The sequence below is a fragment of the Clostridium sp. ATCC 25772 genome (assembly GCF_001573875.1).
Taxonomy (GTDB): Bacteria; Bacillota; Clostridia; order Clostridiales; family Clostridiaceae; genus Clostridium_J; species Clostridium_J senegalense.
Genome location: NZ_LFRG01000040.1, coordinates 1 through 17192, shown reverse-complemented (window position 1 = coordinate 17192; position 17192 = coordinate 1). Strand labels below are relative to the sequence as shown.

Here is a 17192-nt window from a genome sequence, read left to right as displayed (position 1 = left end):
AGAGTGAACTTGGAACCCTATAATATGCAGCTTAATAAAAAACATAGCTAAAATAAAATTTAGCTATGTTTTTTTATATAGTTATACTATAATTACTACTCACTATCTTCCTAATAATTCTAACCGCACTTTTTCTATTTTATATAAATTTGCAAAGCAAATTATATTATTAGATTAAAATAAACTGGACTGGAGTTTCATCTTAAATTATTAGATTTTAACTTTAATTTTTAACTATAATGAGTAATACCCTCTATATTCTTCTGGTAATAATTTTGATATAGAAGTCATTATTTCCCACATAGCTCGAGTATGATATTCTTCTCTTGTTTCTTCTTTAGTTTTAGCTGGTAATTTGAATGGTTTTCCTATTTTCATTGTTACATTAGCACTACAAATTTTTTCTTCTTCCATTGAACCTTCTGGATTTATAGGTAAAAACTTTTCTGTATCTGTAAGACCTATTGGAACTATTGTTGCTTTAGTCAATTTAGCTATTAGTATTATACCTTTTTTAGCTTCTATCATTTTTCCATCTCTACTTCTTGTTCCTTCTGGAAAAATCATTATGTTTCTTCCTGATTTTAATTTATTTATTACTGCTGCTATTGCATCCTTATCCGCAGAATTAGGTTTTATCATAACACATTCTATTAGCTCTAAAATTAAGCTTGTGAATTTATTATGACTTAACTTTTCTCCTGCCACGAAAACAGGTTTATACTCTTCTAATTCATTGTTTATAAATATACCATCTGAATTACTTAAATGGTTAGATATAAATATTATAGGACCTTCTATTCCTTTTAAATTTTCTTTACCTTCTACTTTTAAATTAGCATATTTATCTATATACTCATCTACTTTTTTTCTTATTACCTTAACCCTTAATGGTTTAGGTAATTTGCCTACAATAGTCATTTGGCTTTTTATACTCATTATTTTTCACCTTTCTCATTTTTAAATATTTTATCATAATAATCTTTTATGTACGGAGAGTTTATAGTTTTATATATATTGTCTAAGTCTTTACCTTTCATGCTTTTATATGTAACCATTGCATTTCGTATTAAAGTATTTTTTCCTCTCCATCCACAGCTACAATTTTTATACTTATTTTTAAAATCACTATTATTCAAATTTATAATATCTAATAAACTGTCATTAATCATAAAATCAAAGGGTTTAAATTCATCTATATTAGAATAATGTATTTCTTTATTGTAAGGACACACATTTTGACAAATATCACAGCCAAAAATCTTTCCTTCAATATATTTCAATTCATTCTTTGATAAATGTTTTTTCTGAGTTACATATGATAGACATTTATTAAAATTATTATCTATTTTAATTTTTTCCAATGTGTTGGTAGGACATGCCTTTAAACATAATTCGCACCCTTCACAATTTTTACTTATAGGTGTGTCTGGTTCTAATTTTAAATTAGTTATAACTTCTCCTAGAAATACATAGGAACCATATCTTTCAGTTATAAATGTATTGTTTTTTCCTACAAAACCCAAACCAGAAAGATATGCTATATATCTCTCCGGTAATGGATTATTATCCACAAACCCTTTGGAATCTATCCCCATATTCTTTAGATAATCACATATCAATTGTAGATAACTTTTAACTACTTCATGATAATCTTTACCTTGTGTATATTTAGAAAAATATTTATTTTTTTTACTTTCTTTATAGCAATAGGGAACAGCAATAGATATTATACTCTTACCATTTTTCATAAGATTAAATGGGTCTATTCTTTTTTCTATATCTTCTTCCTCAAATTCCACATAAAAACCATTATTTTTTCTATAAGTATAGTATTCTTTTAGTTCATGAAAAACTCTACAGTCTGTTATACCTACTAGCTCTATTCCTATAGAGTTTATATATTTTATTAAATCTTTTTTTATTTTATCATTCATAAAATCAACCTATCCTTATTTTAGTTAAGAGTTAAGAGTTAATAGTGAATAATTAAGAGTTTAAGTTCAATTTTAAACTTATATAGGGTTCCAAACTGACTTTTAAATTTATGCACTTATCAAATGAGAAAATTTAAGATTAATATTATACTAATAGTTGACAGATTATTTTAGTTAAAAGTTAAGAGTGAACAGTTGTAGTTATTACTACTCACTTCATTCCTAGTAATTCTCAACGTATCTTTTTATAAATTTGCAAAGCAAATTATATTGATATATCTTTTAAAATCATTTTCAGAAAGTGGTTGCCACTTTCATCCTAAATTCTTAATTCATAATTTATAATTCATAATCCTTAACTAACTATATTTGTACTTATTTTTCTCAACTGATAACAAAAATTTGATGAATAAATTTAAATTTGAGCTTGTTTCCCTATATAATCTATAAACTATTTAAATATTTCAAAGCAGCATGTGCTACTTTTTCACTATTTTTTATAACTTTATCCATCGTTTCATATCCTGTTGTTACAGTACCACAGGCAAAAATTCCTTTTGCAGAAGTTTGCATATTTTTATCTAATACTATTTCTCCAAACTCTTTAGTTTTAATTCCTATTTTTTCTGCTATTAAAGATTCTGGCTTCATGTATATAGATAATATTAATGTGTCACAGGTTACCAATTTTTCTGTGTCTTTTATTGGTTTTTTATTATCATTAAGTTTAGTTATTTGAACGCTTTCTACTCGTCCTTTACCAATAACTTTTGTTACCCTTGTATTTGTCATTATGTTTATATTAAAGTCTTTTATAAAATTTTTAGCTTCTTTACTAACCGCTTTTATTTTATTAGTTGTTTCTATTATTCCTTTTACATTTGCACCTTCTAAAATCAAGCTTCTTGCTGCAAATATAGCAGTATCTTCTGAACCTAATATAATAACATTTTTTCCTGGAAGTATTCCTTTATTATTAATTAATTTTAATGTTGAAACTGCACCAATTATCCCTGCACATCTGTGACTTAATATATTTTTATATCCTAATGGACGTTCTCTACAACCCATTGCTAATATAATTGCTTTACTTTTAAAATTTAATATTCCTTCTGGACTTATAGCTATAATCTTATCATTTTTATCTATCTCTATAACATTTGTTAATGTTTTATAATCTATATTATATTCTTCTATTTTTGTTTGTAATGAATATATATATTCTGGAGCTGTTAATACCTCACTAGAATATTTATTTTTAAATCCACTATGAACACAACAATTTAAAATTCCCCCAAGTTCAAATTCTCTATCTAGAATTAAAATATTCTTTACACCATTTTCTTTTGCAGTTAAAGCAGCAGTTATTCCACTAATTCCACCACCTACTACTATTAAATCGTATTCCCTCACAAAATCACCTCTATAATTATAAATAACTAAGTTACTATATAGTTCTAATTTACACTTTTATCAGATAAAAAATTTCCATATAAATAAAAACTATATTATTGAAGAATTGATAATTATTCATTGTGAACTTCTTCAAATTGTAATATTCTCAATCAAAACTCAATGTATAAGTTAAATCTAAAAATTACATCTCTAAATATAAGGTTCCAAATTGACTTTTAAAATTATCCATTCCAAAACTTGGAGCTTGTTCCCCTATAGAACTTCAAACTTAAGCTTAAATATACATTAATTATAATATATATATTTAATCTCTTCCACTTAATAGATTAAAGGATTTAATATTTAACAATTTAAATTTTTAAAATTATACTATAGAAAATTTAATAAATAAAAATTTTTATATTGATGATTATATAAAAATCCTAAAAAAATAGTAGCCTCAAATTCACAATTTGAAAGCTACTAATTTTTATAAAATAAAGTGTTAAGCAAAATGTATTTTTATTTTTTACTATTTTTTATTTGCGTCCATATCTCATCATAAAGCTTAGTTGCTTCACCTACATCTTTTATTAACTCATTTTTTTCTACTGCCTCCCTTGGCGGGTATACGGCTATATTTTCAAGCTTTTCTTTTGACATAAGTTTTTGAGCTTCTTTGTTAGGGTTTGCATATGGAAACTCTTCCGAAACTTGCAAACTTACTTGTGGATCGTATATATAATTTATAAATTTTTCAGCTAATGTTTTATTTTTTGCTGTTTTAGGAACTACAAAATTATCGTATTGTGGAACAACACCTTCCTTTGTAAGTATTGTTTCTAAATTAGGATTTTCTAATTTAGCTAGATATGCTTCTGTTCCCCAAACATATCCTATTGAAGCTTCTCCATTTATTAATAATGTTTTTGGAGATTCACTATCAAAGGCCTTTATATTGGGCATTAGCTTTACTAAATCTTGTTTAGCCTTCTCTAATTCCTCTGGAATTTTAGTATTTATAGAATATCCATTTTTCTGAAGTGCAACTCCTATCATAACTCTTGGATCATCTAAAACTACCATAGAATTTTTAAACTGTGGATCCCACATATCTTCAAAAGATGTAATATCCTTATCTATTTTGCTTCTGTCAACAACTATATAATTTCCACCCCACATATATGGAAAACTATATTTATTGCCTGGATCAAAATCTAAATTCAATACATTTTCGTCTATATTAGACATATTAGGTATATTACTTTTGTCTAATTCTTGTACTAAATTTTGTTTTATCATAACCTCAATTGCATAATCACTTGTTATTATTAAATCGTATGGAACATTCCCCCCCATAAGTTTTGCAAGCATCTCTTCATTTGATGAAAATGTCATGTAATTTACGTTTACATTATATTCTCTTTCAAACTCCTCCACTACAGACTCAGGCAAAAATTCTGACCAAGTAAAAATGTTTAAAGTTTCCTTTGGTGTAGCGGCTTTACCTGAAAACATTGTAAAACCGGCTCCAAAAATTACTAGTACTATAGCAATAAATGTTACAACTTTTTTTATTTTTTTATTCTTTAATACATTTCTTCTAATACCTTCAGCAACTATAACTATAGTTAATGTAAATACCATCATTACAGTAGACAGTGCATTTATTTCTGGTGTTACACCAAATTTAACCATAGAAAATATTTTTAATGGTAATGTATTGCTTTCAGGACCTGCTGCAAAGAAACTTATTATTACATCATCTAAAGAAAGTGTAAATGCAAGTAATCCTCCTGCTATTATCCCTGGTGATATTATAGGCAAAGTTACTTTAGTTAATGTTTGCCAAGGTGTAGCACCTAAATCTAATGCTGCTTCTTCTATAGAATTATCAAATCCTTCTAATCTTGCTCTTACAACAACTACTACGTATCCGATACAAAATGTTATATGAGATAATATTAGTGTTGTTAACCCTGCCTCTAAATTTAACATAGAGAAAAATACAAGCATTGATATTCCCATTACTATTTCAGGAATAACTACAGGAACATATAAAAGTCCCTCTATAGCCTTTTTTCCCTTAAACTTATATCTATACATTCCAATAGCAGCTAAAGTTCCTATTATAACAGCGAAAAAAGTACTTATAAATCCTATTATTAAACTGTTCTTTAGTGCCATTAATATCTGATCATTTGTAATTAATTTCTTATACCAGTCTAGTGTAAAACCTGTCCATGTAGCATTTAATTTTGAGCTATTAAAAGAAAATACTATAAGTACTACAATTGGTAAATATAAAAACATATATATTAATGTAGTGTATATTTTTGATATTATACTCATTTTGTTTTTCATTTCTATAAGACCTCCTTAGAGGCATCTTTACCTTTTGTTGCTTTAAAATATAGTCCTATTGCTATTAACATAAGTAATATTAATACTACTGCTATAGCTGCTCCAAAAGGCCAATCTCTAGATGTTAAAAACTGATTTTTTATCAAATTAGATATTAACATTGTTTTACTTCCACCCATCAAGTCAGAAATAAAGAAATATCCTAAAGTTGGTATAAACACTAGCATACATCCAGCTATTATTCCTGGTTTTGTAAGCGGTAATGTTACATCTTTAAAAGTTTTAACTGGTGATGCTCCTAAATCACTAGCTGCTTCTATATAACTCATATCTAATTTTTCAATTGATGTATATATAGGAAGTATCATAAAAGGTAACATAATATACACCATACCTAAAAGTACAGCTCCGTCAGTATATAACATTTGGATTGGTGATGATATCATCCCAATTTTTAGTAATAATGTATTTATTACCCCTTCTGTCCTTAAAAGTATTATCCATGCATAAGTACGAACTAATGAATTTGTCCAAAATGGTAATATTACTAAAAGTAATAATATAGATCTATACTTTTTTTTTGCTCTTCCAATAAAATATGCAAATGGATACCCTATAATTAAACATCCAACAGTTGTTAAAATTCCTATTAAAACTGTTTTCCAAAGTATTTGTAAATATATTGGTGATAACAGTCTTTTATAATTTTCTATTGTTAAAGGTAATTGAACTTCTCCGTATTCACCTCTTGATAGAAAACTAAACAAAAATACAATTGTAAGTGGCACAACAAAAAAAGTCACTAACCACAAAGTTACGGGTCCTACTGTAGCTAATAGTGATTTTAAATTGTTTCTATTTTTGTGAAGCTTATTAACTTCCTTTGTTTTCTCTAACATTATTGAACCACCACTGCATGTTTAGGATTCCATATAGCAAATATATTTGGTTTATTCTGCTCTTCTAATGAATAAACTTGACTTATAGGCTCTGCTACAATAAACTCTGTTCCATTTTCAGTTGTAACAACAGTTTTTATTACAGAACCATTATAAATTCTTTCTTTTACTTTTACTTTTATTCCGACCATTCCATTATCTATATTGTTAGAAAGTTTTATTCTTTCTGGTCTAATAGCTAAACAAATTTCCTCTGTAATAGAATTCTCAGTATGTCCTATGAGAATATCTTCTCCAAATTTGTTATCTACAAGATATAATTCTTCTCCTCTTTCTAACACAGTTCCCTCAAATAAATTCGTTTCACCAATGAAGTTTGCCACAAATTTTGTTCTAGGTTTTTCATAAATTTCTGAAGGTGTTCCCACATGTTCTATAACACCATTGTTCATTACTACTATCCTATCTGACATTGTTAGCGCCTCTTCTTGGTCATGAGTAACATATATAAATGTTATTCCAAGTTTTCTTTGAAGCTGTTTTAATTCAAGCTGCATTTGTTTTCTTAACTTTAAATCTAAAGCTCCTAAAGGTTCATCTAAAAGTAATACTTTCGGATTATTTATTACCGCTCTTGCTATTGCAACCCTTTGTTTTTGACCTCCTGAAAGTTCGCTAGGCATCCTTTTTTCAAAGCCTTCAAGTTGAACCATTTTCAGCATTTCATGCACTTTTTCTTTTACTTCACTATCTTTTACATTTTTAACCCTTAGTCCAAATGCTATATTTTCATAAATGTTCATATGTGGAAATAGTGCATAGCTTTGAAAAACTGTATTTACACATCTTTTATATGGTGGTACTTTTGAAATTTCCTCTCCGTCTATAAAAATCTCACCTTTTGTAGGATTTTCAAACCCTGCTATCATTCTTAGTGTAGTAGTTTTGCCACAGCCACTAGGTCCTAGAACAGTTAGAAATTCACCCTTTCTTATATCTAAGGAGACATTATCCACTGCCAAAAAATCGCTTTCTAAAAATCCTTTGCTTATTCCTTTTAATTGAACCATTACATCAATCAAGAAAATCACCCCTGCTTTCTAATATTTTTTATTTATATATTTTTTAAGGAATATACCGGAAATAACATTCTTTCCTTAATATACCTAATTATTAACAAAATAAAAATCCCTTGCATTTTTATTGCAGGGGATATTAGTACTCATAACTTATTCAGCATTAGCTAATATAAATTGATTATGAACTAATTTATAAATTTAGAATAAATTCTAAAGTGTTAACCTAACATAATTAACCCCTTCTCGTATCTATTTTTAATAATTGGTTTATTGTTTTTCAACAATTTTTCCATATTAGTAAATATACCTATTATAAAAAATAAAACTTACCTGTAAAATTAAAATTTACTTGTAAAATTTAAACTTAAATTTATTTAAAATCCATAGTCTTAGTTATATATAGCATATGTAATATATTTAGTTTTAAGACATTTTTGATTTTTAAAATAAATATTGTTTTATATGATTCTTTTTAGTCTATAACTTAAATTCTATGTCTAAATCTGTACATAAAAGTATAAGTAAACTATATAACATTTAAATGCCATTAAACATTAACAAAAATCATTACTTTTGATTATAGCAAAAGCAAAAATAAAATTCTACATTTATTTTCTTTTTGTTATGTTTTTTTTACATAAAAAAAATCAGTAGCAAACGCTACTGATTTTTATGGCAGGGGCACGAGGACTTGAACCCGGAACCAACGGTTTTGGAGACCGCTACTCTACCAATTGAGCTATACCCCTATATTAATTATTACATTTGTTATATTAACATTTTGTATAGATTATGTCAATATTAAGTAAATTTATTTTTGTATAGAATAAAACTCCCTTTTGTATTATTATAGTTTTAGATAAGAATTATAATTTTGAGTCTAAATTGGTATAAATATTAAGTTTTGCATACAAAATAGTTTTAAGTAGACACATGTAAATTAAATTCAGATCAAAAATTCTTATACTTTTAACTTAAATAACATTGATTATATAATTGTAATCAACTTTAATTAAAATTAAAGTTTTTAATATTCAAAAAAAAATTAAAGGTGGGTTGATTTTGAACAGATTTAAAGATTTAAAAGAAAAATTTAATGCTAATCTCTATATATTATTGATTATTTTATGTGCTTACATAGGCGTTAAAATTATAGATAATTATTATATATTATTTAACTTATATGATTTATTATTAGGCATACTTTGGCCATTTATATTGGCTGCAATAATTGCTTATGTGCTTAATCCTATAATGAAAGTTTTTGAAAACAAACTTAATTTATCACGAGGGATAAGTTTACTTTCTACTTTGATTCTTGTAACTCTTGTTTTAGTACTTTGTGCAATTTACTTAGTTCCAGGAATAGTTTCTAATATTACAACTCTTATTAACTCTATACCTGAGATGGTTAGAATTTCAGAAAAATGGTTTAATAATGCTATAAATAGTGAACTCACAATGGAAATTGCAAATAAAATCAATATATTGGAGAATCTTGGTAATTGGTCTACAACTTTCTTTAATACAGCTTTAGCATCATTAGTAACTGTTACTTTATCTATAGTTAATTGGGTATTTGCATTAATTATAGCTGTTTATTATTTATTTTATAAAGAGACATTTGTTAAGTCTTCAAGAAAATGGTTGTTTATAATTTTTAGAGAAAGATTAGGAAAAAAACTTTTAGAATTTTTCCACGCTGTGAATTATATGTTAGGTACTTATTTATGGGTCAGAGCAGTAGAATCTACTATAGTTGGAATAGCTTGTTTTATAGGCCTTATATTTATAAAATCTCAATATATAGTTTTAATTTCAGTAGTATTTGGTATAACTAATATGGTACCTTACTTTGGACCTTTTGTTGGTATAGTGTTTGGTGTAGTACTAAATATATTCTTCAATCCTATGACAGCTTTAATAGTTTTAATTTGGCTGTTTGTGTTACAACAAATTGATGGAAATTGGCTTGGACCTAAAATGTCATCTAATAGCATTGGCATAAACCCTGTAGCTTGTTTACTTGCACTTAGTGTTGGTGGAAAGCTCTATGGAATGATAGGTATGCTTATAGCTATTCCTATAGCTGGAGCTTTAAAAATTTATTATGAACGATATTTAAATAAATATACAAGTAAAAACCCTAAGTTAGTTGATGCCATTGATAATTATAAAGTTGATATTAGTCATATAAAAGTTAAAAAGAATTCTAGCATTAAATCTTCTTCAAATAGAAAAGATGATAATTCTAATAATTAATTTTAAAAAGAGATTTAAAAATAATTTATATTATTTTTAAATCTCTTTTTTAATTACATTACTTTACTATAAAGTTCTTCTTTTCTTATCATAGCCCAAAGCTCAACATTTATATAGCTTTTTTCTTTGTAGTTATAATAGTGCTCTTTAAGCATTCCTTCTTCTTTAAATCCTAGTGATTCTACTAATTTAATAGATGGATCATTGTTAATATCTATGATTGCTACAACTTTATGCATGTATAGTTCCTTAAATGCAAATTTTAAAACCCTTTTTATACATTCAGTAGCTACCTTGTTTCTCCAGTATTTTCTTAATATGGTATATCCTATTTCACATCTATTAGAATACAAATCTAAATTATATATTCCTATTTCTCCTATAAATTTATAATGAACTTTATCAATGATTACCCAATGTATACCTTTTTTATTGCTATAATCATTTATTAAATGCTCTAAATATAACTTTATTTGTTTTTTTAAATCAAAAATTTCAGTTCCTGAGTATTTCATAACTTCATCATCTGATAATAAACTCTCATAATCTTTTTCATAGGCCTTATCACATTTTAGCAATAGAAATCTTTCAGTTTCCATAGTTGGAAATATTGAAAAACACCTTTCTCTAAAGTCCTTATAGTCTATCAAATTGTCAGGCATAACACTTCCCCCTCGCCTATACTAAATGATTAATTCTGTATTTTAATCAGCGGTAAACTTTATGTATTATATGTTATAAACTTTATTTATGTACTATAAAAAACGCTTATATCATAAATTTTGTATAATTTTTTCTATATTTATATTATATCAAATTTTCTGATTTTTTAAACTAACTTTTTGTAAATTTTATTATATTATGTGTAGTTTTATACTATATAATTAGTTTTATTATACTTTTTATTTACCTATGATTATTAAATTTAATATATTTTGGTATATTATATTATATAGGGTACACCTTATGGCTTAAATTTATACACTAAAAAATTTTCTTAATGTATAAATTTAAGTTTGAGATTGTATCCCTATTGTATAGGGAAACAAGCTCCAATTTAAATTTATTCAACAACTTTAAAATATTTTCATACAAAATGTAGTGTTGAATTCTAAGCGATTCGGAGCATGTCTCACTATTTTAGGTATCCAAGTTTTGGAATGGATAATTTTAAGAGTCACCTTGGAACCCTATATATTGCGATAATTGGTTTATTTCAATATAATCGATCATAAAATTTATTAATATTAAAACTAGAGAAGGGATTGATATTATGACTTTAAGTACATTTTTTATAAAGGACAAAAAAGATAAAAATATTCATATTTATAAATGGGACTGTGACGTTTCTTCACCTAAAGGAATAGTTCAAATTTCTCATGGTATGGCAGAACATGGACTTAGATACGATAATTTTGCTAAGCTTTTAAATGATAATGGATTTATTGTTTATGCAAATGACCATCGAGGTCATGGCAAAACTAGCCCTAATAATTTAGGTTATATGGGGAAAGGTGATGCTTTTCATTTAATGGTAGATAATTTAAAAGATGTAACGGATTTAATAAAAAAAGAAAATCCTAATCTTCCTATATTTCTTTTCGGCCATAGTATGGGCTCTTTTTTATCTCTTCGATATTCTGAACTTTTTGGCAAAGAACTTAATGGCTTAATCTTATGTGGAAGTAATGGTAATCAAAAACTATTATTTTCTTTTGCAGAAAAACTAGCTAAATATCAAATGAAAAAACATGGTGAGAAAACCCCTGCTAAATTTATGGACAAATTAAGTTTTGGTAATTTTAATAATAAATTTAAACCTATAAGAACAAATTTTGATTGGCTCACTAGAAATACAGCAGAAGTCGATAAATATATAGATGACCCTTTATGTGGAGCTATACATTCTAATTCATATTTTTATTACTTATTAAAAGGACTAAAACGTAATCATAAAAGTGAAAATTTATCTATGATTCCTAAATCTTTACCTATATTACTTATAAGTGGAAGTGAAGATCCTGTTGGGCTTATGGGTAATGGTGTTAAAAAATTGCAAAAAAGTTTACTGCACCATGGAATAAACTCCGTAGATATGATTTTATATCCTGGTGCAAGACATGAACTTTTAAATGAAATAAATAAAGATGATGTTCATTTAGATATACTAAAATTTTTAAATGATATTTTATAGAATTATAATTTCAGTATTTACAAACTAAAGTGAGTGGTATAATTTTTTAATATTTTAGTTTTTATTATTATAGGTAAGATTTATTTGTTTTTCTGCATAAAAAAATTCAGTAGCTTTGCTACTGATTTCATGGCAGGGGCACGAGGACTTGAACCCGGAACCAACGGTTTTGGAGACCGCTACTCTACCAATTGAGCTATACCCCTATAACAATAAATATTCTAGCATAACATTTTATGTTTTGTCAATATATTTTCAAAATAAAATCACACCTAAAGTTTAGGTATGACTTTATTTAAACTATAAAATTTTAAATCCTGCTGATTTAACTTTTGATAATATTTCATCGAAATTATCTGTTTTTAGCCTTACTACAATTTCTTTAACTTCTGTTTTGCTTTTAGGATCTACTACTACAAAACTCATTATGTCACCTTTGTTTTCTGTTATTATTTTAGATAATTTTGATATTTGACCTGGAATGTCATGAGCTATTACAGCTAAACGATTACCCTTATTTAAACCAAACAATTCTGTGAATTGATGAAATATTCCATAGTGAGTTACTATGCCTTTAAATACTTCCCTATTGTCTACTACTGCTAAAAAAGAAACATTTTTAGTTTCTAAAAAATATGCAGCTTCTTCAACTTGTTCCAATGGTTTTATAACTGGAACATCAGTTCTCATTACATTTTCCACTAAAAAATCTGATAAAAGACATTCTCTTTCTACACTTTTTTCATAATAATAAGTATAGATTTTTTCTTTTGATATGACACCTAAAAATTTATCCCCTTCTGCTACTGGAATTGATAGAAATCCGTGTTTTTCCATAAGTTCTAAAGCTTCACCTATAGTCATTTTGGGCAAAGCCGTTACTAACTTATCTCTGGTTAACATCAAGTTACTTACAAACATTTTTTTCCTCCCTATCTCTATTTTATTTTTAGTTTTTATAAGGTTTCAAAATCTTATTTCATAGATTTTTAATACCTCTAAAGTGAATACATACTCGTAAATATTTTAAATATAAAAATATATTTAGACCAAAGTTTTTTTACACTTCACAAATAAATTTAAATGCGAGCTTGTTTCACTATAAGACTGCAAAATTTACACTTTATTTTTTAATTATTTTAAATCTGTTATTAAACGCCATAGAGGATTCTAATTTATAATTTTTATTTACATCATTATTAACTTAGAATTTTTAAGTTAAACAAAACCATGCATTAATGGATAGTTATGGTAATTTTCGTAATCAATTGTATTTTCTTAATATTCTTTCATTAATCAGTGTATAAAATACTAGTTTATAGTTTAAATTTATATTAATAATACTTTTTTCAGAATATTATATATTATTTAATTATACATTATTTTCTAAACTTTATAAATATCAAGTGGATATTGCTATTTTAAATTTATAGCTCTATTTAGCTTATGTTAATTAGCATAAAATCTTTACTAAAATATATATTTAAATAAACTTTATTTGTAACATTTTCACTTTATTTCTTTATAAATATAATATGTACAAATTTTACTATTATAAAACTAATAAAAAATTAAGAGTTTGTGTATTTTCTTTTCTTTTTATTATTTTTGGGCTAAAATATTATATGAGGTGAACGTAATGGAATTTATCGTTAATACTGTAGAAGAAACTCAAAAACTCGGTATTCAAATTGGCAAGCTTTGCAATAGTGGGGACATTATTTGCCTTATTGGTGATTTAGGAACTGGAAAAACTCATTTAACTAAAGGAATCGCCCTAGGTCTTGAAATAAATGAAAGTATAACTAGTCCCACATTTAACATTGTTAACGAATATGACGATGGAAGATTAAAATTTTATCATTTTGATGTTTATAGAGTAAATGATCCTGATGAAATAGCTGCTATTGGCTTTGATGAATATATATTTGGCAATGGCGTTAGCGTTATAGAATGGGCTAACTACATTGAAGAATTAATTCCTCAGGACAATTTAACTATATTACTTGAGAAAGTACCTCAATTAGGTTCTTCATTTAGAAAAGTAACTATTAAACATCAAGGTAAAAGATATGATTATATAAAGGAGTTAACACTATGATAATTCTTAGCTTAGATTGTGCAACAGAATGCGCTACAGCTGCACTACTTAAAAATGATGCACTAATTGGTGAAATTAATATTAATAATAAAAAACAGCATTCATCAATTCTTATGCCAATGATTGACCAACTTTTTAAAAATACAAATTTAACATTAAATGATGTTGATGGATTTGTTGTTTCTAAAGGACCAGGTTCATTTACTGGTCTTAGAGTTGGAATGTCTACAATAAAAGGATTAGCACAGGCTTTAAATAAACCTTTTGTATCTGTTTCAACTTTAGATGGACTTGCAAATAATTTATATTTTGCTGATGGAATTATATGTCCTATAATGGATGCTCTACGTGGCAATGTATATACTGCTCTTTATAATTTTGAAAATAATAGTCTAAAGGCTTTGACAGAGCCAATGATTTTATCTATAGAAGATCTTATACAAAAAGTTAAAGCTGAAAATAAAAAAGTTTATTTTATAGGTGATGGAACTTCTAAATATGAAAATCAATTATTAAGTTCCGTTACAAATTGTTATATTGCACCATGTCATTTAAATGTTGCAAAAGCTTCTTCATTAGGTGAAGTAGGATTAAACCTCCTTAATGAAGGAATAAAAGATGATATATACACTTCAGCACCACTTTATTTAAGACTTTCTCAAGCTGAACGTGAATATGAGGAGCGCATGAAAAATAATGGATAATTTGTCAGTTGAAAATATTAATGAAAATAATATTTTTGGTATAGAAGAAATATCTGAATTAAGTTTTCATAGCCCTTGGAGCTTAGAATCTATAAAAAAGGAACTTTCTAATGCCTATGCTAATTATGTAGTTTTAAGATTACAGGATAAACATATAGGTTTTGCTGGTGCATGGGTTATTTTTGATGAAGCACATATAACCAATATAGCTATCCACCCTAATTACAGAGGTTTAGGTTATAGCCATATTATTATGGATGCACTTTTAGAAAAATGCAAAAATGCCGGAGCAAATTCTATGACTTTAGAGGTTCGTGCTTCAAATATTGCTGCACAAAAATTATATGAAGGCTATGGCTTTAAAGTTGAAGGGATTAGAAAAAATTATTATGATGATCCTAAAGAAGATGGATATATAATGTGGAAATATGATATATAATAATTTTATAAAATTATAAAAAGCAGATTGATTATATTTTCAATCTGCTTTTATATCTATAATTAAACTTTTTTAGGTTCTCCAAGCATTGGTTCTACCTTAAACAATGTAATAGATAACCTTTTATATAATAAAAATGTTGTAAATGAAACTATTATTGCTTTTACTCCATTAAAAGGTATTAATCCAAATACTATATAATTAATTAATTCTTTTCCTGCCATATGCATGCCAAAAGCTGGTAATAATATATATATATTTACTAGTATAGCAACTATTTCTATAGATAAAAATCCTAATATCATTCCTATAATAGCAGTCTTTTTACTTTTTTTTCTATGATAAATAATTGATGCTGGTAATACTAATGAGATTCCTACTAAAAAGTTTGCTAATTCCCCGACTAATCCTGTTGCTGTTCCTTTAAACAATATTATTAAAATATTTTTAAATAATTCTATTATTACTCCAATTAAAGGTCCAAAAGCAAATGCACCCATAAGCGCTGGAACATCGCTTAAATCCATTCTTAACCATGGAAATGCAGGTATTACTGGAATTTCCACATACATAAGTATAAATGCAATAGCAGATAGTAATGAAATTTTAATCATTTTGTTTAGTTTTTTTTCTTGTTTCATTTAAAAATACCCCCTATTATACACTTCTAGGAATTAATAAAGCATAAAAAACCCTAACATAAATGTTAGGGCGAGATAACTATATCTATAGTAAAGCTTGTATTAATCTTCTTTCATCCAGACTGTACTGTCGGCTTCGGAATTTAACCGAATCATGCCATAAGGCTCGCGGGCTTTACCGCCGGTGGGGAATTACACCCCGCCCTGAAGAGTATTAAATTGTTTATTGTTTTAAACTAATTATATATTAATTTTTCAAAAAAAACAATATAATATTATTTACTCAACGAAAACTCTAATAGTGCCAGATATTTTATTGTATCTTGCAGATTTTTTTATAAGATTTTCTATATACTCAGGAAAATTTTTATTTACTTCAGTGCTAAATGCTTCCTTTAAAAATGCTATACATTCATAGCAAATTCTAATATCTCTGCCACCTTCTAAATATAAATGTTCTAAAGCACTTTCATAGCTTATTTCTCTGCATTCATTGTTTTTAGCCATATTTACTATGTCATTAGCATCTTCTGCGGATTGCAGTTTTAATAGTATCTCTTTATTTTCATCATCAGTTAAATTGTACATTTTTAGCTGAGATTCAATAAAGTCTTTAAACCCTTCAAGTAAAATATCTTCTTTTAATGTATATAATATAACTTTATCTGATTCCTTTTTATCATAAAAAGTTAAATCCACTTTCTTATCTAAATCTACTTCTATTTTTCTTAAGTCTATATTATGTATTTCTAAATCTGGCTTACATATAATTATATTATGGCAAATTCCAGCAAATAAGTACTTTTCCATATTATCTCTCTCCCACTAAAAATATAATAACTTTATAAATCTAAAATTTATTTTTTTATTAATTAACTAATTTTAAACTTTATTTATAAACTCTAAATTTTTTATTTAAAACATTATAAAAATACAGCTATTTAATGCAAAAATCAATAATTAAATTCTGTTTTATTTCTGCATTTTATATCATTTTTAGACATTCTTCTTTATTTTGCCCTACTTACCTCAATATTAATCACTGTTTTATCTTATTGTATATATCTTAATTTTAATTATATTTATAATTTGCATATAATTATAGGGTTCCAAATTAAATCTTAAACTTATTCATTTATCAAATGAGAAAATTCAAATTAATGTTTTATCAATAACT

At 26.2% G+C, this 17192-nt stretch carries 15 protein-coding genes, 2 tRNA genes and 1 riboswitch; of the genes, 5 read left to right on the top strand and 12 right to left on the bottom strand.

Going from position 1 to position 17192, the window contains the following annotated elements; translation table 11 throughout:
• Positions 1-234 precede the first annotated feature (234 nt).
• The 7 genes from AZI32_RS13345 to AZI32_RS13315 form a co-directional block, all read right to left on the bottom strand.
• Positions 235-939, bottom strand: a complete 705-nt coding sequence (locus AZI32_RS13345) for a lysophospholipid acyltransferase family protein (protein ID WP_061996305.1) — start codon at positions 937-939, stop codon at positions 235-237.
• Complete coding sequence (queG, locus tag AZI32_RS13340; RefSeq protein WP_061996304.1) at positions 939-1937, bottom strand: tRNA epoxyqueuosine(34) reductase QueG; 999 nt, start codon at positions 1935-1937, stop codon at positions 939-941. Before queG ends, AZI32_RS13345 begins: the two co-directional genes overlap by 1 nt.
• A 444-nt stretch (positions 1938-2381) precedes the next feature.
• On the bottom strand, positions 2382-3350 hold the full coding sequence (locus AZI32_RS13335) for an NAD(P)/FAD-dependent oxidoreductase (protein ID WP_061996303.1): 969 nt from the start codon (positions 3348-3350) through the stop codon (positions 2382-2384).
• A 504-nt stretch (positions 3351-3854) separates the two neighbouring features.
• The gene (locus AZI32_RS13330) at positions 3855-5696 is read right to left on the bottom strand and encodes an extracellular solute-binding protein (protein WP_061996302.1); all 1842 of its coding nucleotides are present in this window, start codon (positions 5694-5696) and stop codon (positions 3855-3857) included.
• Between the two features lie 2 nt (positions 5697-5698).
• Positions 5699-6595 carry an ABC transporter permease gene (locus tag AZI32_RS13325; protein WP_061996301.1) on the bottom strand — a complete coding sequence of 299 codons (897 nt, stop codon included), beginning with the start codon at positions 6593-6595 and terminating at the stop codon, positions 5699-5701.
• Positions 6595-7677 carry an ABC transporter ATP-binding protein gene (locus AZI32_RS13320; RefSeq protein ID WP_061996300.1) on the bottom strand — a complete coding sequence of 361 codons (1083 nt, stop codon included), beginning with the start codon at positions 7675-7677 and terminating at the stop codon, positions 6595-6597. The genes AZI32_RS13325 and AZI32_RS13320 overlap by 1 nt, the downstream gene beginning before the upstream one ends.
• Positions 7678-8347: 670 nt before the next feature.
• A tRNA-Trp gene (locus AZI32_RS13315) sits at positions 8348-8423 on the bottom strand.
• Positions 8424-8736: 313 nt separating this feature from the next.
• Here AZI32_RS13315 and AZI32_RS13310 point away from each other — a divergent pair.
• Positions 8737-9936, top strand: a complete 1200-nt coding sequence (locus AZI32_RS13310; protein WP_061996299.1) for an AI-2E family transporter — start codon at positions 8737-8739, stop codon at positions 9934-9936.
• A gap of 53 nt (positions 9937-9989) precedes the next feature.
• On the opposite strand, the gene AZI32_RS13305 is transcribed toward AZI32_RS13310, so the two are convergent.
• Positions 9990-10598: a GNAT family N-acetyltransferase gene (locus AZI32_RS13305; RefSeq protein ID WP_061996298.1), complete on the bottom strand. Its 609-nt coding sequence runs from the start codon at positions 10596-10598 to the stop codon at positions 9990-9992.
• A gap of 611 nt (positions 10599-11209) precedes the next feature.
• Between AZI32_RS13305 and AZI32_RS13300 the strand changes: the two genes are divergently transcribed.
• Positions 11210-12130 (top strand): alpha/beta hydrolase, encoded by a 921-nt coding sequence (locus tag AZI32_RS13300; protein ID WP_061996297.1) that lies wholly within the window; start codon positions 11210-11212, stop codon positions 12128-12130.
• A gap of 130 nt (positions 12131-12260) precedes the next feature.
• Here the strand turns inward: AZI32_RS13300 and AZI32_RS13295 are convergent.
• Both AZI32_RS13295 and AZI32_RS13290 read right to left on the bottom strand, forming a co-directional pair.
• Positions 12261-12336, bottom strand: a tRNA-Trp gene (locus tag AZI32_RS13295).
• 94 nt (positions 12337-12430) lie between these two features.
• Positions 12431-13051: a CBS domain-containing protein gene (locus AZI32_RS13290; RefSeq protein ID WP_061996296.1), complete on the bottom strand. Its 621-nt coding sequence runs from the start codon at positions 13049-13051 to the stop codon at positions 12431-12433.
• 718 nt (positions 13052-13769) lie between these two features.
• Here AZI32_RS13290 and tsaE point away from each other — a divergent pair.
• The 3 genes from tsaE to rimI are packed head-to-tail and all read left to right on the top strand — an operon-like array spanning position 13770 to position 15374.
• The gene (gene tsaE, locus AZI32_RS13285; RefSeq protein WP_061996295.1) at positions 13770-14231 is read left to right on the top strand and encodes a tRNA (adenosine(37)-N6)-threonylcarbamoyltransferase complex ATPase subunit type 1 TsaE; all 462 of its coding nucleotides are present in this window, start codon (positions 13770-13772) and stop codon (positions 14229-14231) included.
• Positions 14228-14935, top strand: coding sequence for a tRNA (adenosine(37)-N6)-threonylcarbamoyltransferase complex dimerization subunit type 1 TsaB (gene tsaB / locus AZI32_RS13280; RefSeq protein WP_061996294.1), 708 nt, complete (start codon positions 14228-14230; stop codon positions 14933-14935). Before tsaE ends, tsaB begins: the two co-directional genes overlap by 4 nt.
• Positions 14928-15374 (top strand): ribosomal protein S18-alanine N-acetyltransferase, encoded by a 447-nt coding sequence (gene rimI / locus AZI32_RS13275; RefSeq protein ID WP_061996293.1) that lies wholly within the window; start codon positions 14928-14930, stop codon positions 15372-15374. The genes tsaB and rimI overlap by 8 nt, the downstream gene beginning before the upstream one ends.
• A gap of 62 nt (positions 15375-15436) precedes the next feature.
• Here the strand turns inward: rimI and AZI32_RS13270 are convergent, their stop codons facing one another.
• On the bottom strand, positions 15437-16015 hold the full coding sequence (locus AZI32_RS13270) for an ECF transporter S component (RefSeq protein ID WP_061996292.1): 579 nt from the start codon (positions 16013-16015) through the stop codon (positions 15437-15439).
• A 101-nt stretch (positions 16016-16116) separates the two neighbouring features.
• Positions 16117-16231: riboswitch (FMN riboswitch) on the bottom strand.
• 63 nt (positions 16232-16294) lie between these two features.
• Positions 16295-16825, bottom strand: a complete 531-nt coding sequence (locus AZI32_RS13265) for a hypothetical protein (RefSeq protein ID WP_061996291.1) — start codon at positions 16823-16825, stop codon at positions 16295-16297.
• Between the last annotated feature and the right edge of the window lie 367 nt (positions 16826-17192).